At 50.8% G+C, this 19,679-nt stretch carries 16 protein-coding genes and 2 pseudogenes; 10 read left to right on the forward strand and 8 right to left on the reverse strand.

What is annotated here, in order from left to right:
* Positions 1-18: 18 nt before the first annotated feature.
* From fimD to fimH, 4 genes are all read left to right on the forward strand, one after another.
* Positions 19-2,655, forward strand: a complete 2,637-nt coding sequence (gene fimD, locus A7Z29_RS16960; protein ID WP_105290504.1) for a fimbrial usher FimD — start codon at positions 19-21, stop codon at positions 2,653-2,655.
* Between the two features lie 9 nt (positions 2,656-2,664).
* Positions 2,665-3,195 carry a type 1 fimbrial adaptor subunit FimF gene (gene fimF / locus A7Z29_RS16965; RefSeq protein WP_010346660.1) on the forward strand — a complete coding sequence of 177 codons (531 nt, stop codon included), beginning with the start codon at positions 2,665-2,667 and terminating at the stop codon, positions 3,193-3,195.
* Between the two features lie 72 nt (positions 3,196-3,267).
* The gene (gene fimG, locus A7Z29_RS16970; RefSeq protein ID WP_435625882.1) at positions 3,268-3,711 is read left to right on the forward strand and encodes a type 1 fimbrial minor subunit FimG; all 444 of its coding nucleotides are present in this window, start codon (positions 3,268-3,270) and stop codon (positions 3,709-3,711) included.
* Between the two features lie 19 nt (positions 3,712-3,730).
* On the forward strand, positions 3,731-4,633 hold the full coding sequence (fimH, locus tag A7Z29_RS16975; protein ID WP_105290505.1) for a type 1 fimbria D-mannose specific adhesin FimH: 903 nt from the start codon (positions 3,731-3,733) through the stop codon (positions 4,631-4,633).
* Between the two features lie 253 nt (positions 4,634-4,886).
* On the opposite strand, the gene gntP is transcribed toward fimH, so the two are convergent.
* A complete protein-coding gene (gene gntP / locus A7Z29_RS16985; RefSeq protein WP_105290506.1) occupies positions 4,887-6,230 on the reverse strand; it encodes a gluconate permease GntP in 1,344 nt (447 codons plus the stop codon).
* Positions 6,231-6,569: 339 nt separating this feature from the next.
* On the opposite strand from gntP, the gene uxuA reads away from it, so the two are divergent.
* The 4 genes from uxuA (at position 6,570) to iraD (ending at position 11,137) form a co-directional block, all read left to right on the forward strand.
* Entirely contained in the window at positions 6,570-7,754 is a 1,185-nt protein-coding gene (uxuA, locus tag A7Z29_RS16995; RefSeq protein WP_000438582.1) for a mannonate dehydratase, read from the forward strand.
* An 80-nt stretch (positions 7,755-7,834) separates the two neighbouring features.
* On the forward strand, positions 7,835-9,295 hold the full coding sequence (locus tag A7Z29_RS17000) for a fructuronate reductase (protein WP_000208206.1): 1,461 nt from the start codon (positions 7,835-7,837) through the stop codon (positions 9,293-9,295).
* 269 nt (positions 9,296-9,564) lie between these two features.
* On the forward strand, positions 9,565-10,338 hold the full coding sequence (gene uxuR, locus A7Z29_RS17005; RefSeq protein WP_000833697.1) for a Uxu operon transcriptional regulator: 774 nt from the start codon (positions 9,565-9,567) through the stop codon (positions 10,336-10,338).
* Between the two features lie 406 nt (positions 10,339-10,744).
* Positions 10,745-11,137: an anti-adapter protein IraD gene (gene iraD / locus A7Z29_RS17010; protein ID WP_024212578.1), complete on the forward strand. Its 393-nt coding sequence runs from the start codon at positions 10,745-10,747 to the stop codon at positions 11,135-11,137.
* Between the two features lie 74 nt (positions 11,138-11,211).
* Here iraD and iadA read toward each other — a convergent pair whose 3' ends face one another.
* The 6 genes and pseudogenes from iadA to A7Z29_RS17040 all read right to left on the reverse strand — a co-directional run bounded on the left by iadA (position 11,212) and on the right by A7Z29_RS17040 (position 16,482).
* The gene (iadA, locus tag A7Z29_RS17015) at positions 11,212-12,384 is read right to left on the reverse strand and encodes a beta-aspartyl-peptidase (RefSeq protein ID WP_000568389.1); all 1,173 of its coding nucleotides are present in this window, start codon (positions 12,382-12,384) and stop codon (positions 11,212-11,214) included.
* Positions 12,385-12,396: 12 nt separating this feature from the next.
* Positions 12,397-12,558: pseudogene (locus A7Z29_RS23790) on the reverse strand (hypothetical protein); the annotation flags it as partial.
* Positions 12,559-12,676: 118 nt separating this feature from the next.
* Positions 12,677-13,855: an MFS transporter gene (locus tag A7Z29_RS17025; RefSeq protein ID WP_000075229.1), complete on the reverse strand. Its 1,179-nt coding sequence runs from the start codon at positions 13,853-13,855 to the stop codon at positions 12,677-12,679.
* 66 nt (positions 13,856-13,921) lie between these two features.
* The gene (locus tag A7Z29_RS17030) at positions 13,922-14,779 is read right to left on the reverse strand and encodes an SdiA-regulated domain-containing protein (protein ID WP_024212577.1); all 858 of its coding nucleotides are present in this window, start codon (positions 14,777-14,779) and stop codon (positions 13,922-13,924) included.
* Between the two features lie 170 nt (positions 14,780-14,949).
* Positions 14,950-15,074 (reverse strand): annotated as a pseudogene (locus tag A7Z29_RS23795) (double-cubane-cluster-containing anaerobic reductase); the annotation flags it as partial.
* Between the two features lie 127 nt (positions 15,075-15,201).
* Positions 15,202-16,482 (reverse strand): DUF445 domain-containing protein, encoded by a 1,281-nt coding sequence (locus A7Z29_RS17040; RefSeq protein WP_032227046.1) that lies wholly within the window; start codon positions 16,480-16,482, stop codon positions 15,202-15,204.
* A 184-nt stretch (positions 16,483-16,666) separates the two neighbouring features.
* Here A7Z29_RS17040 and A7Z29_RS17045 point away from each other — a divergent pair, with 184 nt between their 5' ends.
* Positions 16,667-17,620, forward strand: coding sequence for an Rpn family recombination-promoting nuclease/putative transposase (locus A7Z29_RS17045; RefSeq protein WP_105290509.1), 954 nt, complete (start codon positions 16,667-16,669; stop codon positions 17,618-17,620).
* 246 nt (positions 17,621-17,866) lie between these two features.
* Here the strand turns inward: A7Z29_RS17045 and A7Z29_RS17050 are convergent, their stop codons facing one another.
* Positions 17,867-19,279 carry an aminotransferase-like domain-containing protein gene (locus A7Z29_RS17050; RefSeq protein WP_085460282.1) on the reverse strand — a complete coding sequence of 471 codons (1,413 nt, stop codon included), beginning with the start codon at positions 19,277-19,279 and terminating at the stop codon, positions 17,867-17,869.
* Positions 19,280-19,455: 176 nt separating this feature from the next.
* On the opposite strand from A7Z29_RS17050, the gene A7Z29_RS17055 reads away from it, so the two are divergent.
* Positions 19,456-19,620, forward strand: coding sequence for a DUF1127 domain-containing protein (locus tag A7Z29_RS17055; RefSeq protein ID WP_085460283.1), 165 nt, complete (start codon positions 19,456-19,458; stop codon positions 19,618-19,620).
* The last annotated feature ends 59 nt before the right edge of the window (positions 19,621-19,679 follow it).

Raw genomic sequence — 19,679 nt, forward strand, 5'->3', positions numbered from 1 at the left:
ATTTTAACCGGAGGAATAATGTCATATCTGAATTTAAGACTTTACCAGCGGAACACACAATGCTTACATATTCGTAAGCCTCGTCTGGCTGGTTTTTTTGTCCGACTCTCTGTTGCCTGTGCTTTTGTCGCACAGGCACCTTTGTCATCTGCCGAACTCTATTTTAATCCGCGTTTTTTAGCGGATGATCCCCAGGCTGTGGCTGATTTATCGCGTTTTGAAAATGGGCAAGAATTACCGCCGGGGACGTATCGCGTCGATATCTATTTGAATAATGGTTATATGGCGACGCGTGACGTCACGTTTAATACGGGTGACAGTGAACAAGGGATTGTCCCTTGCCTGACTCGCGCTCAACTCGCCAGTATGGGGCTGAATACAGCTTCTGTCTCCGGTATGAACCTGCTGGCGGATGATGCCTGCGTGCCATTAACCACAATGATCCATGACGCTACTGCGCATTTAGATGTTGGTCAGCAGCGACTCAACCTGACGATCCCTCAGGCATTTATGAGTAATCGCGCGCGTGGTTATATTCCTCCTGAGTTATGGGATCCCGGTATTAATGCCGGATTGCTCAATTATAATTTCAGCGGAAATAGTGTGCAGAATCGGATTGGGGGTAACAGCCATTATGCATATTTAAACCTACAGAGTGGGGTAAATATTGGTGCATGGCGTTTACGCGACAATACCACCTGGAGTTATAACAGTAGCGACAGTTCATCAGGTAGCAAAAATAAATGGCAGCATATCAATACCTGGCTTGAGCGAGACATCATTCCGTTACGTTCCCGACTGACGCTGGGCGATGGTTATACCCAGGGCGATATTTTCGATGGTATTAACTTTCGCGGCGCACAATTGGCCTCAGATGACAATATGTTACCCGATAGCCAAAGAGGATTTGCCCCGGTGATCCACGGTATTGCGCGTGGTACTGCACAGGTCACTATTAAACAAAATGGGTATGACATTTATAATAGTACGGTGCCACCGGGGCCTTTTACCATCAACGATATCTATGCCGCAGGTAATAGTGGTGACTTGCAGGTAACGATTAAAGAGGCTGACGGTAGCACGCAGATCTTTACCGTACCCTATTCGTCAGTCCCGCTTTTGCAACGTGAAGGGCATACACGTTATTCCATTACGGCAGGAGAATACCGTAGTGGAAATGCGCAACAGGAAAAACCCCGCTTTTTCCAGAGTACATTACTCCACGGCCTTCCGGCTGGCTGGACAATATATGGTGGAACGCAACTGGCGGATCGTTATCGTGCTTTTAATTTCGGTATCGGGAAAAACATGGGGGCACTGGGCGCTCTGTCGGTGGATATGACGCAGGCTAATGCCACACTTCCCGATGAAAGTCAGCATGACGGACAATCGGTGCGTTTTCTCTATAACAAATCGCTCAATGAGTCAGGCACGAATATTCAGTTAGTGGGTTACCGCTATTCGACCAGCGGATATTTTAATTTCGCTGATACAACATACAGCCGAATGAATGGCTACAACATTGAAACGCAGGATGGTGTTATTCAGGTTAAGCCGAAATTCACCGACTATTACAACCTCGCTTATAACAAACGCGGGAAATTACAGCTCACTGTTACTCAGCAACTCGGGCGCACATCAACACTGTATTTGAGTGGTAGCCATCAAACTTATTGGGGAACAAGTAATGTCGATGAGCAATTCCAGGCTGGATTAAATACTGCGTTCGAAGATATTAACTGGACGCTCAGCTATAGCCTGACGAAAAACGCCTGGCAAAAAGGACGGGATCAGATGTTAGCTCTTAACGTCAACATTCCTTTCAGCCACTGGCTGCGTTCTGACAGTAAATCTCAGTGGCGATATGCCAGTGCCAGCTACAGCATGTCGCACGATCTCAACGGTCGGATGACCAATCTGGCTGGTGTATACGGTACGTTGCTGGAAGACAACAACCTCAGCTATAGCGTGCAAACCGGCTATGCCGGGGGAGGCGATGGTAATAGCGGAAGTACAGGCTACGCCACGCTGAATTATCGCGGTGGCTACGGCAATGCCAACATCGGTTACAGCCATAACGATGATATTAAGCAGTTCTATTACGGAGTCAGCGGTGGGGTATTGGCTCATGCCAATGGCATAACGCTGGGGCAGCCGTTAAACGATACGGTGGTGCTTGTTAAAGCGCCTGGCGCAAAAGATGCAAAAGTCGAAAACCAGACGGGGGTGCGTACCGACTGGCGCGGTTATGCCGTGCTGCCTTATGCCACTGAATATCGCGAAAATAGAGTGGCGCTGGATACCAATACCCTGGCTGATAACGTCGATTTAGATAACGCGGTCGCTAACGTTGTTCCCACCCGTGGGGCAATTGTGCGAGCAGAGTTTAAAGCGCGCGTTGGAATAAAACTGCTCATGACGCTAACCCACAATAATAAGCCGCTGCCGTTTGGGGCGATGGTCACATCAGAGAGCAGCCAGAGTAGCGGCATTGTTGCGGATAATGGCCAGGTTTATCTCAGCGGAATGCCTTTAGCGGGAAAAGTTCAGGTGAAATGGGGAGAAGGGAAGAATGCTCACTGTGTCGCCAATTATCAACTGCCACCAGAGAGTCAGCAGCAGTTATTAACTCAGCTATCAGCTGAATGTCGTTAAGGGGGCGTGATGAAAAGCAAACCTTTTTATCTTCTCTGCGTTTTTTTGTCGCTGGTTGTCAGTCACGCCAGAGCCGCAGATAGCACAATTACTATTCGCGGCTATGTCAGGGATAACGGCTGTAGTGTGGCAGCTGAATCAACCAATTTTACCGTTGATCTGATGGAAAACGCGGCGAAGCAATTTAGCAACATTGGGGCGACGACTCCAGCCGTTCCTTTTCGTATTTTGCTGTCACCCTGTGGTAATGCCGTTTCCGCCGTAAAGGTTGGGTTTACCGGTGTTTCAGATAGCCACAATGCCAACCTGCTTGCACTTGAAAATACGGTGTCAGCGGCCGCAGGGCTGGGAATACAGCTTCTGAATGAGCAACAAAATCAGATACCCCTTAATGCCCCATCGTCCGCGATTTCGTGGACGACCCTGACGCCGGGTAAACCAAATACGCTGAATTTTTACGCCCGGCTAATGGCGACACAGGTGCCTGTCACTGCGGGGCATATCAATGCCACGGCAACCTTTACTCTTGAATATCAGTAACTGGAGATGCTCATGAAATGGCGCAAACGTGGGTATTTATTGGCGGCAATGTTGGCGCTCGCAAGTGCGACGATACAGGCAGCCGATGTCACCATCACGGTGAACGGTAAGGTCGTCGCCAAACCGTGCACAGTTTCCACCACCAATGCCACGGTAGATCTCGGCGATCTTTATTCTTTTAGCCTGATATCTGCCGGAGCGGCATCGGCCTGGCATGATGTTGCGCTTGAGTTGACTAATTGTCCGGTGGGAACGTCCAGGGTCACCGCCAGCTTCAGCGGGGCAGCCGACAGCACCGGATATTATAAAAACCAGGGAACCGCGCAAAATATCCAGTTAGAGCTACAGGATGACAGCGGCAACACATTGAACACCGGCGCAACCAAAACTGTTCATGTGGATGATTCCTCACAATCAGCGCACTTCCCGTTACAAGTCAGAGCATTGACGGTAAATGGCGGTGCCACTCAGGGAACCATTCAGGCAGTGATTAGCATCACCTATACCTACAGCTGAACCCGAAGAGATGATTGTAATGAAACGAGTTATTACCTTGTTTGCTGTACTGCTGATGGGCTGGTCGGTAAATGCCTGGTCATTCGCCTGTAAAACCGCCAATGGCACAGCTATCCCAATTGGCGGTGGCAGCGCCAATGTCTATGTCAGCCTTGCGCCCGCCGTGAATGTGGGGCAAAACCTGGTCGTGGATCTTTCGACGCAGATCTTTTGCCATAACGATTACCCGGAAACCATTACAGACTATGTCACACTGCAACGAGGTTCAGCTTATGGCGGTGTGTTATCTAATTTTTCCGGAACCGTAAAATATAATGGCAGTAGCTATCCTTTCCCGACCACCAGCGAAACGCCGCGCATTGTTTATAATTCGAGAACGGATAAGCCCTGGCCGGTGGCGCTTTATCTGACGCCTGTCAGCAGTGCGGGTGGCGTTGCGATTAAGGCAGGCTCATTAATTGCCGTGCTTATTTTGCGACAGACCAACAACTATAACAGCGATGATTTCCAGTTCGTCTGGAATATTTACGCCAATAATGATGTGGTGGTGCCCACTGGCGGCTGTGATGTTTCCGCTCGTGATGTCACCGTTACACTGCCGGACTATCCCGGTTCGGTGCCGATTCCTCTTACCGTTTATTGTGCGAAAAGCCAATACCTGGGGTATTACCTTTCAGGCACAACCGCAGATGCGGGCAACTCGATTTTCACCAATACCGCGTCGTTTTCGCCAGCACAGGGAGTCGGCGTACAGTTGACGCGCAACGGAACGATTATTCCAGCGAATAGCACTGTGTCATTAGGGGCAGTAGGGACTTCGGCGGTAAGTCTGGGATTAACGGCAAATTACGCACGTACTGGAGGGCAGGTGACTGCAGGTAATGTGCAATCGATTATTGGCGTGACTTTTGTTTATCAATAAAGAAATCACAGGGCTTGCTAATGCTGGTACGTAATATTACGTGATGCGCCAGGCTACCTGCAAAACCTGCATGTTAGCCCTTTGTAGGCCAGATAAGACGCGCCAGCGTCGCATCAGGCATACACAAAGCGCACTTTGCTGGTCTGTTCCCCTCACCCTAACCCTCTCCCCGGAGGGGCGAGGGGACTGTCTGGGCACATTTTTAGACTTTGTCATCAGTCAGAGCCTGCCATTGGCAGGCTCTGGTGTTCCTTTACGCTACCATGCTGATAATCAACACAATAATCAGCCCAACCACGGAGTTGACCAGTTCCAGCAGACCCCAGGTTTTTAACGTGTCTTTTACCGACAGGTCAAAATAACCCTTAAACAACCAGAAAGATGCATCGTTAATGTGGGTGAGGGTGTTGGAACCCGCAGCCGTCGCCAGCACCAGCAGCGCCGGATTCACGCCAACCAGTTGACCGGTTGCCGGATCAAGGATTGCAGCACTGATAATCCCGGCGGCGGTCATCGCCGAAACCACACCCTGACCGGTCGCCAGACGAATCAGTACGGTGATCAGCCACGCCATGATGTACGGTGAAATATTACCATGCGACATCAACATGCCGATGGTGTCACCAATGCCGGTGTCGATGATGGTCTGCTTCAGTACGCCGCCAGCACCGATGATCAGAATCACCATTGCAATACTCTTCACCGCGCTTTCAAAAGCGTTCATCACCCACTGCATATCGTGCCCGCGCGCGGTGCCAAAGAGTACGAACGCAACAACCATCGCAATAAACATCGCAATCGGCGAGGAACCAATAAAGTTAACCACTTCCCAGGCAGGGGTATCTTTTACCAGCCAGATATTGGCGATGGTGGTGGAGATCATAATGATCGCCGGGATCAGCGGCACCAGAATCGAAACGCCGAAAGAAGGCAGATTGTTCATATCTACCGGTTGATCTGCTTTCAGGAATGACGGTGTCGGTCGCTCAAGATTACCGAGGAACTTTGGCAGGATCAGGCCAGCGCAGATTACGCTTGGGATTGTCACCAGTACGCCATAGATATAAACCATCCCCATATCCGCGCCATAAGCATTTACCAGCGCAACCGGGCCCGGCTGCGGCGGGAACAGTGAATGTGCGGTGGTGGCAGCCGCTACTGCCGGAATAGCCAGTTTCAGGAACGGGATTTTAGCTTCGGCTGCAATCACGATCACCAGCGGTGCCAACATGATAAAGGCCACTTCATAGAACATCGCCAGACCGAAAATCAGGCCGATGATAATCACCGATATCTGAACATAGCGCAGACCGAGACGCGCCAGCAGCGTGTGCGCTATCTGGTGAGCTGCGCCAGAGTCGACCATCAATTTACCGATGACCGCACCGAATACCACGATGATCGCCAGTTCCCCCAGCGTGTTGCCGAAACCCGCTTTCATGGTGTGAAGCAGCGACATCAAGTCCATACCCGCCAGCATCCCGACAGACAACGCCGCCACCAACAAAGCTACCATCGAGTTGATCTTGAACCTCAAATTCAGTACCAGCATCAGGCCGATACCGAAGACGACCCAAAGAATGTTAAGCACATGCATAAAGTTTTACCTTACCTGGTTGAGCCATTGTTATTTTGGGCGATATGTTATGTAAATTGGTCAACCATTGTTGCGATGAATATCACATACCCTGATCAATAACCGTTGTTTACCCTTTGCTGTAATTTGCAACAACCGGCAGGAGAGTAGATTTCTTGTGATGTGGTTAACCAATTTTAGAATCCGGGTTGACATGTCTTACCAAAAGGTAGAACTTATACGCCATCTCATCCGGTGCGACGCCACGGCTGCGGTCTGGTTGTTCATCCGGATACCTAAACAACTCCGGGGTTCCGCGTCTCTTTGCTGTGGAACCCACTATGTGAAAGAGGAAAAATCATGGAACAGACCTGGCGCTGGTACGGCCCAAACGATCCGGTTTCTTTAGCTGATGTCCGTCAGGCGGGCGCAACTGGCGTGGTTACCGCGCTGCACCATATCCCGAACGGCGAAGTATGGTCCGTAGAAGAGATCCTCAAACGCAAGGCGATCGTTGAAGATGCTGGCCTGGTGTGGTCTGTCGTAGAAAGCGTGCCAATTCACGAAGATATCAAAACCCATACCGGCAACTATGAGCAGTGGATCGCTAACTATCAGCAGACCCTGCGCAACCTTGCGCAGTGCGGTATTCGCACTGTGTGCTACAACTTCATGCCTGTGCTCGACTGGACCCGTACTGACCTCGAATACGTACTGCCGGACGGCTCCAAAGCCCTGCGTTTCGACCAGATCGAATTTGCTGCGTTTGAAATGCATATCCTGAAGCGTCCAGGCGCGGAAGCGGATTACACCGAAGAAGAAATTGCTCAGGCTGCTGAACGCTTCGCCACTATGAGCGACGAAGACAAAGCTCGTCTGACCCGTAACATCATTGCTGGTCTGCCGGGCGCGGAAGAAGGCTACACCCTCGACCAGTTCCGTAAGCACCTGGAGCTGTACAAAGATATCGACAAAGCGAAGCTGCGCGAAAACTTTGCGGTCTTCCTGAAAGCCATTATTCCGGTTGCCGAAGAAGTTGGTGTGCGTATGGCTGTTCACCCGGACGATCCGCCGCGCCCGATCCTCGGCCTGCCGCGCATTGTTTCCACCATTGAAGATATGCAGTGGATGGTTGATACCGTAAACAGCATGGCGAACGGTTTCACCATGTGCACCGGTTCTTACGGCGTGCGTGCTGACAACGATCTGGTTGATATGATCAAGCAGTTCGGTCCGCGTATTTACTTCACCCATCTGCGTTCCACCATGCGTGAAGATAACCCGAAAACCTTCCACGAAGCGGCGCACCTGAACGGTGACGTTGATATGTACGAAGTGGTGAAAGCGATTGTTGAAGAAGAACACCGTCGTAAAGCGGAAGGCAAAGAAGACCTGATCCCGATGCGTCCGGACCACGGTCATCAGATGCTGGACGACCTGAAGAAGAAAACCAACCCAGGTTACTCCGCGATTGGTCGTCTGAAAGGCCTGGCCGAAGTTCGCGGTGTCGAACTGGCGATCCAGCGCGCTTTCTTTAGCCGTTAATATCCACCGGCATGGCTGCGCGCCGTGCCGGTTCCTTCTTCTTTGCCGTCACTCTCTGAAGACGGATTCTGGAGTTTACGATGACTACTATTGTTGACAGCAATCTGCCGGTTGCCCGCCCGTCATGGGATCATTCTCGTCTGGAATCACGCATTGTGCATCTCGGTTGCGGGGCGTTTCACCGCGCGCACCAGGCGCTGTACACCCATCATCTGCTGGAAAGCACCGACAGCGACTGGGGTATCTGCGAAGTTAACCTGATGCCAGGTAACGACCGTGTGCTGATCGAAAACCTGAAAAAACAGCAACTGCTGTACACCGTGGCGGAAAAAGGTGCAGAAAGCACTGAACTGAAAATTATCGGTTCGATGAAAGAAGCCCTGCACCCGGAAATCGACGGCTGCGAAGGTATTCTCAACGCGATGGCGCGTCCGCAAACAGCGATTGTCTCTCTGACGGTCACGGAAAAAGGTTACTGCGCCGATGCGGCAAGCGGTCAGTTGGATCTCAATAACCCGCTGATCAAGCACGACCTGGAAAATCCGACCGCGCCGAAGTCCGCGATTGGTTACATCGTTGAAGCTCTGCGCCTGCGTCGTGAAAAAGGGCTGAAAGCGTTTACCGTAATGTCCTGCGACAACGTGCGTGAAAATGGTCATGTGGCGAAAGTTGCCGTTCTGGGGCTGGCTCAGGCGCGCGACCCGCAGCTGGCGGCATGGATTGAAGAGAACGTCACCTTTCCGTGCACCATGGTTGACCGCATTGTTCCGGCGGCGACGCCAGAAACCTTACAGGAAATTGCTGATCAACTGGGCGTTTACGACCCATGCGCGATTGCCTGTGAACCGTTCCGTCAGTGGGTGATTGAAGATAACTTCGTTAATGGTCGCCCGGACTGGGATAAAGTGGGCGCACAGTTCGTTTCGGACGTTGTACCATTCGAAATGATGAAACTGCGTATGCTCAACGGCAGCCACTCTTTCTTGGCATACCTCGGTTACCTCGGTGGCTATGAAACCATTGCTGATACCATGACTAACCCGGATTATCGCAAAGCCGCCTTTGCCCTGATGATGCAGGAACAAGCGCCAACGCTGTCGATGCCGGAAGGGACTGACCTGAACGCCTATGCGACGCTGCTGATCGAGCGTTTCAGCAACCCGTCTCTGCGTCACCGCACCTGGCAGATTGCGATGGACGGCAGCCAGAAGTTACCGCAGCGTCTGCTGGACCCGGTGCGTCTGCACCTGCAAAACGGCGGTAGCTGGCGTCACCTGGCGCTCGGCGTGGCGGGCTGGATGCGCTACACCCAGGGTGTGGATGAGCAAGGCAACGCCATTGACGTAGTTGATCCGATGCTGGCTGAATTCCAGAAGATCAACGCGCAATATCAGGGAGCAGAACGCGTAAAAGCCCTGTTGAGCCTGAGCGGTATTTTTGCAGATGATCTGCCGCAGAATGCCGACTTTGTTGGTGCAGTGACAGCGGCATATCAGCAACTGTGCGAGCGCGGCGCGCGCGAATGCGTGGCTGCACTGTAACTGACTGATTACCATACAGACTTACTGGTCAATCAAACCAATATTTGGTTGACCAGTTTTCGTTTTTTTGCCTACCTGTACGTGCCAACTTCCAGTGCTAATGGTATAGTTTGTCATTGACGATCAACGTAAGATCGCCAGATACGCACGCTTATCGAGCCAGGGTATCAATCACAACTTATTAAATACGCACTCTTTGTCGGTCGGATAAGGTGTTCACGCCGCATCCGGCAATAATTTGATTAACCGCACCTAACGGACACAACATCATGAAATCTGCCACCTCTGCGCAAAGACCTTACCAGGAAGTCGGGGCGATGATCCGCGATCTGATCATCAAAACACCGTACAATCCTGGCGAACGGCTGCCGCCGGAGCGTGAAATCGCAGAAATGCTCGAGGTCACGCGCACTGTGGTGCGTGAGGCGTTGATCATGCTGGAGATCAAAGGGCTGGTAGAAGTGCGGCGCGGCGCCGGTATTTATGTTCTCGACAGTTCAACCAGCCACACTGCCGACAACGCAGATGCCAACGTCTGCAATGACGCCGGTCCTTTTGAGCTGTTACAGGCGCGTCAGTTACTGGAAAGTAACATCGCGGAATTTGCCGCTTTGCAGGCCACCCGTGAAGATATCGTCAAAATGCGCCAGGCATTGCAGCTTGAAGAACGCGAACTGGCCTCCAGCGCACCGGGCAGCAGTGAAAGCGGCGATATGCAGTTCCACCTCGCCATCGCGGAAGCGACGCATAACAGTATGCTGGTGGAGTTGTTCCGTCAGTCCTGGCAGTGGCGTGAAAACAATCCGATGTGGATCCAGTTGCACAGCCATCTGGATGACAGCTTGTACCGCAAAGAGTGGCTGGGCGATCACAAACAGATCCTCGCCGCGTTAATCAAAAAAGACGCCCGTGCGGCGAAGCTGGCAATGTGGCAGCATCTGGAAAATGTGAAACAGCGCCTGCTGGAATTTTCCAATGTTGATGATATCTATTTTGACGGCTATCTCTTCGACTCCTGGCCGTTGGATAAAGTTGACGCCTGACCCTTATTTCTGGTGCCAAGTTGAGCAGCTTTGCACCAGGCCTTTTAGCCACGTAATAACCGATATTATTAATAAACGATGAGTAATTTAATAATTACTTATTACATGTCTTTTATAAGCATTTTATATCTATTTAAATCTGAGTGATTATTCGGAATAATCAAAATATATTGATTTGTTTCTGTCTGGTTTAGTGACTTTTATCAAATTATATCTTTTTAAATAAAAAGTAAGTGGATCTTCATTTCTGTTCAGGGTCTTATACTTTGCGGGCGAGAATCAAGCCTGTTATCAGGCACGGATGCAATGAGCAAAAAGGAATGACTATGGAAAATGAGCATCAACCCAGTGGTGTCAAGCCGTCAGGGCAAGATATCGATGCCGCTAAACGTCAGGAGTGCGCAAAATGATGCGCCAATTACTTCAGACCGTATTACCTGAAAACACAGGCAGCAATACATCATCGCTGCGTGATTCCGTATGTCGGGATCTCTTTCAACTTTTCAATTCTCCTCATTCACCGCTACCTGCATTACTTATTTCAGGTATGCCAGAGTGGCAAGGGGATAATCAGAGCGACAAACATCTCCAGAGCTGGTATTGCCGCCAGCTGCGTTCCGCTCTTTTATTTCATGAACCACGTATTGCTGCATTGCAAGTGAGTCTGAAAGAAGCATATTGCCACGATCTGACGATCAGTCTGGAGATGATGCTGTACCACGATGATGAACCTCTGACGCTTGAGTTGGTCTGGCAGCATGGCGGTTGGTACAGTGCGACGGTGGGAAAAGTCAGCTAAATACCATCTTCTGCGTTTTACTCTGTCAGCCGTCCGAACGGGCTTCTACGTCCATTCGGGCGGCAGACAATCGCTTATGTAGTTTCAAACGTTCCTTTCACACACGCCTTGCCGTCTTTGACCATCAGTTTGCCGTGAGCGTACACCTGCTCAATGCGCAGTTCCGGTGTCATAACCAGCAAATCCGCGTCATTGCCGGGCAGAATTTCACCTTTCCCTGTCAGGTTGAGGAAACCGGCGACGCTGCTGGTGAGTGGACGCACGGCATCGCTGATACTGAAACCGAAGTCTTTGACCAGCACCTGTACGGTTTCCAGCAAAGTCTCAAAACCGGCAACGCCGATATGCGTTAAATTCCCCTCGTCGTCAAAGAACGGCTGGCTACCGTTGCCGTCGGAGCTGAGGGTGATGCGAGCCAGCGGAATACCCGCCTGAACGGCGCGGGCAATCCCTTCTGCAGGGGCGACCGGCTCGTCAATGCTGCTGGTGATGTCGATGGTGCCGCCTTTCAGGGCGAACTCCAGCGCCTGTTCAAACAAAGGAACGTTGCGGTTAACGTGCGTCGGCAGTAACTTGCTGATTGGCACATCGCAGTTTTCCAGGAGGTCATAGATTGGCTGTAACGCCTTTTTGCTGTCGCCCATGTGGAACACGGTGACGCCAGGTTTACCGCCGAGCAAGCCACCAACGCGGGATTCTGCCGCCATATTAGCCAGATGATAAACATCCGGTGCGGCAGAGCGGTGATCAGAAATGGCACATTTCACACCAATCACCCGATCGATAATCGCCACATCTTTTTCCACGGAACCCGTAATGGTGCGGGAAGGTACATGATACGCACCGGTCAGCATCCAGGCGCTGATACCTTCTTCATTGAGCGCACGGGTCTTGGCAAGGAGGGATTCCGGGTGGCGAGAGATAGAGTCGGTGCCAAGCAGGCCAACCACCGATGTGACGCCCGCTTCCGTCAGGCGGCTTAACGCCACTTCCGGCGTGCGTGTCGTGGGACCAGCTTCGCCGCCGCCGCCAATCAAATGAACGTGTTGATCAATAAAGCCAGGGCAGAGGATCTGCCCACTGAGATCGACAACCGTGCAGTCCGGTACGATGTCAGAAGGGATATTGCTGGCAACGGCGATAATCTTGCCGTTAGCGACGAGGACATCGCAAACTCCCCGATCTTCCGGCGCATACAAATGCGCTCCCTGCAGCAGGATGAAACCGGCTGCGGAATAATCAATCATGTAAACTCCTTGTTAAACAATAAACTGCATAACCCAGATCGACAGAAAAGCGTTAATCACGCAGACCGTGATGATATGCAGATGGTATTTAGCATTCACTTCGGCTGTCTCCAGGCTGCGACCGACATTTTGCACCGTGCTGGCCATTAAATACATTGCGGGCAGTAAAACGGTGTTAATGGTCAGGCTGACAGCAACTATTGCGGTTGAGTTTCTTGACTGGCAAGGGAAATGCCCCAAAGGAAAATACCAGGGCGCTCTTCTCTGGTATGGCGGGGAGAAAAATCCCCCCTTATGAAGTCGCCGTTTGCAGCTTAAATAATTGCACTGTGCTGATGAGCGCGGCAATAAACAGCGCCGCTGCGCCACAAAGCGTGGAGTTGGCGAGCGCCGACGTTCCGTTGCCGAGCATACTGGTCAGTGCCGGGCCGAGAATTTGCCCAATGCCATAAATAAGCGTCACAAAGCCTAACAGGTTGAGATTTCCCGGCACACTAAGCTGGCGGGCGATGGTCATCACCAGCGAGGTCGTGCCCATAAAGGTGCCGCCAAAGCCAATACTGCTGATGATGAGTAATAAAGGAGAACTGCTGGCGAGGGTTAACAGTACGCAGATAGCCTGTACCAGCAAATTCACCGTCAGGCAGGGTAACGCCCCCCAATGTTTTGCTGCCCACAACCAGCCAAAGCAGCCTGGCACAATCGACAAGCCGACCAGCGTCCAGAGATGGGCGGTCAGTAACGGCAGGCCGGCGTCTTTCGCCATGAGCGGCAGATAAGTGGCAACGATGATATAACCAAAACCCGCCAGACCGTACAGAATAGCCAGCAACCACCAGCTCATAGGTTGTTGATTGGTTTTTGCTAACGGCGCAGGCGTGATGGTGTTTTTTTTCGAGGGGATCAAAAGCGCCAGTACAATCAATATCATGCCAGAAAGCGCCCCGGCACCTTGCCATAGCGTTTGCGAGGAGAGGGCAAAATGCAGCCCAGCCAGCACATATTCATTGCCTAGTGCGATGCCAACTCCAACGCCAGAAAACAGTGCCGCAAGTACAAAAGGATGGCGGGTATGTTGCATGATGAGCGTCGAGCCGAAAATCAACATCCCGGCGCTGGCGATACCCGCCAGAAAGCGAACCAACAACACCAGAATAAACGACGGCAACCACGCCATCGCGAGGATCAACAAGCCGGTTGCCAGGGCGCAAGCCAATAAAAACGGGCGCAGACGTGAGGGTAAATGAAATGCGCCGAATGAAAACAACAGGCTTCCAGCCAGATACCCAGCGTAGTTGCCGCTGGCAATCCACGATAGTTCGTTAAATGAAAACTGCCCCTCCGCCAGCATAACTGGCAGCATCGGCGTATAAAGAAAGCGACCTAACCCCATACCTAAGGTCAGAACCAGCATCCCGAAAAGCGCGGTGCTGAAGGAAAAGCGTTCTACGGGATGCGATGACGGGGACATGTTTTACCTTGCTTGTCTTTTTGTTGTTAACAAGTTAATAACAAAAAGGTGAAACATGCCAGTCTGTTAATGTGATGATGTAGGGGTAAAGCGATAAAAACGATTCGGTTCGCCAACGATATAAATATTGCCAGAGGCATCCATCGCAATCCCTTCAGCCTGTTTGATGTTATGTGACAAACCCCGACTGCCTTTGGTTAGTGACATTTCACCGATAACCTCGCCAGCCAGCGTTACTTCCTGGAGTGCGCGTGATTCATGAGACAGCACCAGAAGCGTATTTTTTTGTTGGTTAAATTCTGCGCCGGACACATCATCTAAAGTAAATTGACGTTGTAGTTCCTTGTCTTTGCTGATGTGCAATTCATTGCTACTTAGTAGCCCGTTAACTTTGTAGACCTCAATCGGATTTTTCTCTTTAAAAAACCAGAAGGTGTGATCCTGGCGAGAATAAGCCAGCCCTTCAAAACCACTATTGGTTGGCGTTTCCTGTAACGGAATTTTTATTTTTTTGAGGATTTTTACTTCTGACTTTTCATTAAGTGAAATCACATAAATGGCATAATCGCGTTCATCACTGATGACGAATTTATTATCACCAATATATTCGATAGTCTCGAGATCTTTCACAAAATCCAGAGGAATGGTGCGGAGCAGATCCCCATTCGTGGTCATTTCAACAATCGCCGCAGGTTTATTGATAGTGCTAAACAGGGTATTACTCTGCGCAGACCAGGTCAGTGAGGAGATATTATTCGTTACACCTGCAATCTCTTTGCCATCAATAGTCACGTGGTAATTTTGAAACCCTGCGGGATAACTGCTTTTGCGAGCGCAAGATTGCACGAAGAAAGCACACACTGCCACAATGGCAAAAAGAATAATAATGCTGATACGTTTACTTAACGAAAACCTTTTTGTCATGGCATATCCATCCAACAAAATCAATAAGATATCGATAAGTATACGTAGTGATCTTAATGAATCCTTAACGCGGAGCCAGATCGTAATGCGCAATGCATTTCCTGTCGCTGTCTTTCTTCCTGTTACTGACGAATGCAGGCAGATATCGCATTCAGCTCGTTGCGCAATGACAAAGATTGCGCAGGCTCTTTCTCTGCTTCTTCGAGAGTTTCAGTTGAGGTGGAGCAACCGCATCGCAGGCCGTTAGCATCTTCTGCGGCATAAACGTGCAGTAAGTGCCGACCAGCGGAATGCCGCATTTCGGAGAACTGCTCGAAAATGGCGACAAATGGCATGATTTTCCTTCCCCGTACACGGGAGACAATGAAAAAGGCCGCATTATTACCATGATTTGAGTTTGCTTTATTTGTTCTCTCTCGCGGTTAAAAATTGCCGAGGGGTAACAAAGTCGGGATTTGCGATAAAAGATACAGTATCAATCCAATACAACCACCAACCAGCGTACCGTTGACGCGGATAAACTGGAGATCTTTGCCGATATTTAACTCGATTTGCCGCGACATATCCCGCGCATCCCAGCTTTTCACCGTGTCAGTAATGTGGCGTGTCAGGAATGCCGAAAACTCTGGTGCGACGCGGTGCGCAGCCTGTTCGAGATGACCATTTAACGACGCCCGCAAGGCATCATCGGCAATTAACGTCTCGCCAAACCATTGACCCGCCCGCGCGATACGTTCCTTCACGCGAGAATCTTCGCTATTGATATCGGCCTTCAACCATTCCCGCAAATCCCCCCACAATTCACCGAGATAGCGGTTAAACGCTTCATCTTCTTTCAGATACGCTTTGATATTGTCGGCGCGCGCCGCCATTTCCGGATCGTTTTTCAGCTTATCGATCAGCGCAAAGGTAGCGCGATCAAACGCATGGCGGATCTGATGCGCGCGATCGCGGCTGATATCATCAAGCAAAGAATTAACTGCGTCAGAAACCAGTTCTGCACTGTGTTCACCCAGCCATTCAGTCGGCAAAATTTTCGCTTTCAGCGGATGCTCGCTCTCCAGCCAGCGGACGATCTGTTGGGCGATAAATTTGCGTGATTTATCGCGCTGGAGCAGGGCGATCAGTTGTGCGATCAGAGTATCCAGCAGCACCTGATGACGATCGTTTTTGGTCATGCTTTCCAGCATTAACGCACTGGTGCCGGAAAGATCCACTTTATCAATCGCCCGATGCACCGCGCGCTTAAGCAGACGCTGAATACGCGCATCATCGGTAAGTTCGAGAAAACCACTCATGATCTGCAAAAGATGCTGCCCAACGCGGCGGGCGTTTTCCGGCTGACTAAACCAGTTACCGATTAACAACGCCGGTTCATGACGACGAATTAACGCCACCAGGGATTGGGTATCGAGAAATTTTTCCTGTACGAACTGACCGAGATTTTCGCCAATCCGGTCTTTATTACGCGGGATAATCGCCGTATGGCGAGAAATAATCGGAATCGGCACGCGGCGAAACAGCGCCACCACCGCAAACCAGTCAGCCAGAGCGCCGACCATTGCCGCCTCCGCAATCGCCTTCACGCCGCTCACCCAAAAATTGGGGGGCAAAAAAAGCGTAACGATAAAAGTCGCGGCAGCAACGAGCAGTAAAGAGAGCGCCAGCATTTTGGCGCGTCGGAGTTCAATGATTTTATTCATATCGTAAGAATAGAGCCTGACGGCAGGTTCACGCAAAAATCGAGATGCCTTCCAGAAAAATGTATCGCTTGCAGGAGAACAAAAATAGCCTGGAAAGCGCCTCGGGGAATGAGATATTGCCGGGTGTGAGCGGAATTAGGAATCGCTAAAGTCGGACTATCTCTTCAACAGGTGACGGATCGCCATGACAAACTTCACGACCAGTACGCCGCATGACGCATTATATAAATCCTTCCTCACGCATCCTGACACCGCGCGGGATTTTATGGAGATCCACTTACCAAAAGGTTTACGTGAACTGTGCGATCTCGACACCTTAAAACTGGAATCAGCCAGCTTTGTCGATGAAAAATTGCGGGCGCTGCACTCCGATATTTTATGGTCGGTAAAGACCCGCGAAGGCGATGGTTATATCTATGTGGTGATTGAACATCAGAGCCGCGAGGATATTCATATGGCCTTTCGCCTGATGCGATATTCCATGGCGGTGATGCAGCGTCATATAGAGCATGATAAACGCCGACCACTACCGCTGGTCATTCCGATGCTGTTTTATCACGGCAGTCGTAGTCCTTACCCCTGGTCTTTGTGCTGGCTGGACGAATTTGCCGACCCGATTACCGCTCGGAAACTTTATACCGCTGCGTTCCCGCTGGTGGATATCACTGTGGTGCCGGACGACGAGATTGTTCAGCATCGCAGAGTCGCCCTGCTGGAGTTGATCCAAAAGCATATTCGCCAGCGCAATATGATGGGGCTGATTGATCAACTGGTAGCATTACTGGTTACAGAGTGCGCTAATGACAGCCAGATAACCGCGCTGTTAAATTACATTTTACTGGCTGGTGATGAAGCGAGTTTTAAGGAGTTTATCAGCGAACTTACCAGGCGAATGCCACAACACAGGGAGCGAATCATGACGATTGCAGAGCGAATTCATAATGCGGGATGGCTGTTGGGAAGGGAAGAAGGGAGGATCGAAGGCAAAGAAGAAGGGGAACAGCGCCTTCTCCGATTATTTTTGCAAAATGGTGCAGATCCTGAATGGATACAAAAGATTACCGGACATTCATCAGAGCAAATACAGGCATTAGGTCAGTCTTTGCCTGACAGTTACCGCGATTCAGGGATCGAATAATAATCAGAGACTGATGACAAACGCCAAACTTCCTGATGCGCTACGCTTATCAGGCTTACATAGCCCATGCAATATATTGAATTTGCAATATTCTGTATGCCGGATAAGGCGCTCGCGCTGCATCCGGCATGAACAAAACGCTTTTTGCCTAAGCCATGCTGGAACGTAGAGATGTTGCTATAGAGACAAAACGAGCCACAAGCTATTCGTCAGAGGAAATTCAGGCGCGTCGTCACGATGCCGTATTTATTCCATTGCCCGATACACGGCCTCGCCAATTTGCTTCAGTGCTTCGCGGTAGGTTTCGCTGAGCGGCAAAGCGCAGTTGATGCGCAGGCAATTACGGTATTTACCGGAAGCTGAGAAAATCGAGCCTGCCGCCACCTGGATTTTCATGCGGCACAATTGCCGCGCGACGCAGACCATATCGACCTGTTCAGGCAATTCTATCCACAGTAAAAATCCACCTTTCGGGCGCGTAATACAGATTTCGCAGGGAAAATATTCCCGTATCCAGCAGGTATAAAGCGCCATATTGCGCTGATAATTCTGCCGCATCCGCCGGATATGGCGATGATAGTGACCTTCCTGCACAAACGTCGCCGCCGCCATTTGCGTGGACGGTACATTAAAGCTGCTGGTGGCGTATTTCATATGCAGCAGTTTATCGTGATATCGCCCCGGCGCGACCCAGCCCACGCGCAGGCCTGGCGCAATGCTTTTACTGAACGAACTGCACAGCAGCACCCGACCATCGATATCCCATGAATGAATAGTACGCGGGCGTGGATACTCCGTTGCCAGTTCGCCGTAGACATCATCTTCAAAAATCACAATATCATGACGCTGAGCGAGAGAGAGAACGGCTCGTTTGCGGGCGTCCGGCATAATAAATCCCAGCGGATTATTGCAGTTTGGCACCAGAATGATGCCTTTAATCGGCCACTGTTCCAGCGCCAGTTCCAGAGCTTCAACGCTGATACCGGTTTCTGGATCGGTTGGGATTTCAATCACTTTCACGCCCATACCGCGCAGCATCTGCATTGAACCGTAATAACACGGGGATTCGACCGCGACGATATCGCCCGGTTTACACACCGCCATTAACGCCAGCGACATCGAGTTATGGCAGCCGCTGGTGATGATAATGTCATCGGCGGTGACCACCGAGCCGCTGTCGAGCATCAGACGGGCAATCTGCTCGCGCAATACCTGCTGACCGGCTAATGAGTCATAACCGAGAACGGTTTGCAGATTATGCTGCACCACCCGGCTTAGCTCCCGCCAGAGCGGTTTCAGGCTGGGCGTTTCGACATCCGGCGTGCTTTTGCTTAACGGAACAATGGAACTGTCGCTATGCGCTTCCAGCATATCCAGCACCTGATCCCACTGGGTAATTTCCACCGGGCGCTGCACCGGACGCGTCATCGGCGGTACAGGCGGCTGGGCTTTACGTTGTGCGACAAAATAACCCGAACGCGGCTGCGGAGTGATGAGCTTCATCGTTTCCAGCGTCTGATACGCCTGCTGCACGGTGCTGATACTGACGCCGTGCTCCTGACTTAAGCTGCGCACCGACGGCAATTTCTCCCCGTGACGATACAGCCCTTGCTCAATCCGTTCGGCAAGCAGAGTCGCCAGATGTTGATAACGCGTCATGCTGTATTCCTTATTTGGAGCATACAGAGAGAAAAACCGGTACAGATGAGGCTAAAAAACCGGATGCAGATGCTGTTTTAACCTGTCTGTATGTTAAATAAAAGTAATATTTGCATCTGTATTGTGAACTGCCAGAAGGCGGATGATTAAGCCTCTGAAAGATGAGGAGGCAGCAGATGGAATTTCACGAAAACAGAGCCAAAGCGCCGTTTACTGGCTTCGTACAACTCTGGCAGGCAGTGAGAAGCTGGTGGCTGAAAAAACAGACCCGGCGGGTGTTACAGCAGATGAGTGATGAACGGTTGAGGGATATTGGGTTACGCAGGGAGGATGTGGAGTGATGGAGGATGTTGAGAATAAATCAGGATATTAACTTTTTATATGTACCCAGGAAGAAACC

It is taken from the genome of Escherichia sp. MOD1-EC6842, from assembly GCF_002965705.1.
GTDB classification, from domain to species: domain Bacteria; phylum Pseudomonadota; class Gammaproteobacteria; order Enterobacterales; family Enterobacteriaceae; genus Escherichia; species Escherichia ruysiae.

Excerpts from the sequence above, each read along its gene's own strand:
- A7Z29_RS17050 (WP_085460282.1), bottom strand. The coding sequence starts at position 19,279 with ATGACGCGTTATCAACATCTGGCGACTCTGCTTGCCGAACGGATTGAG.
- iraD (WP_024212578.1), top strand. The coding sequence starts at position 10,745 with ATGATGCGCCAATTACTTCAGACCGTATTACCTGAAAACACAGGCAGC.
- A7Z29_RS17040 (WP_032227046.1), bottom strand. The coding sequence starts at position 16,482 with ATGAATAAAATCATTGAACTCCGACGCGCCAAAATGCTGGCGCTCTCT.
- uxuR (WP_000833697.1), top strand. The coding sequence starts at position 9,565 with ATGAAATCTGCCACCTCTGCGCAAAGACCTTACCAGGAAGTCGGGGCG.
- gntP (WP_105290506.1), bottom strand. The coding sequence starts at position 6,230 with ATGCATGTGCTTAACATTCTTTGGGTCGTCTTCGGTATCGGCCTGATG.
- A7Z29_RS17030 (WP_024212577.1), bottom strand. The coding sequence starts at position 14,779 with ATGACAAAAAGGTTTTCGTTAAGTAAACGTATCAGCATTATTATTCTT.
- A7Z29_RS17000 (WP_000208206.1), top strand. The coding sequence starts at position 7,835 with ATGACTACTATTGTTGACAGCAATCTGCCGGTTGCCCGCCCGTCATGG.
- fimF (WP_010346660.1), top strand. The coding sequence starts at position 2,665 with ATGAAAAGCAAACCTTTTTATCTTCTCTGCGTTTTTTTGTCGCTGGTT.
- uxuA (WP_000438582.1), top strand. The coding sequence starts at position 6,570 with ATGGAACAGACCTGGCGCTGGTACGGCCCAAACGATCCGGTTTCTTTA.
- A7Z29_RS17025 (WP_000075229.1), bottom strand. The coding sequence starts at position 13,855 with ATGTCCCCGTCATCGCATCCCGTAGAACGCTTTTCCTTCAGCACCGCG.
- fimD (WP_105290504.1), top strand. The coding sequence starts at position 19 with ATGTCATATCTGAATTTAAGACTTTACCAGCGGAACACACAATGCTTA.
- fimH (WP_105290505.1), top strand. The coding sequence starts at position 3,731 with ATGAAACGAGTTATTACCTTGTTTGCTGTACTGCTGATGGGCTGGTCG.
- A7Z29_RS17055 (WP_085460283.1), top strand. The coding sequence starts at position 19,456 with ATGGAATTTCACGAAAACAGAGCCAAAGCGCCGTTTACTGGCTTCGTA.
- A7Z29_RS17045 (WP_105290509.1), top strand. The coding sequence starts at position 16,667 with ATGACAAACTTCACGACCAGTACGCCGCATGACGCATTATATAAATCC.
- iadA (WP_000568389.1), bottom strand. The coding sequence starts at position 12,384 with ATGATTGATTATTCCGCAGCCGGTTTCATCCTGCTGCAGGGAGCGCAT.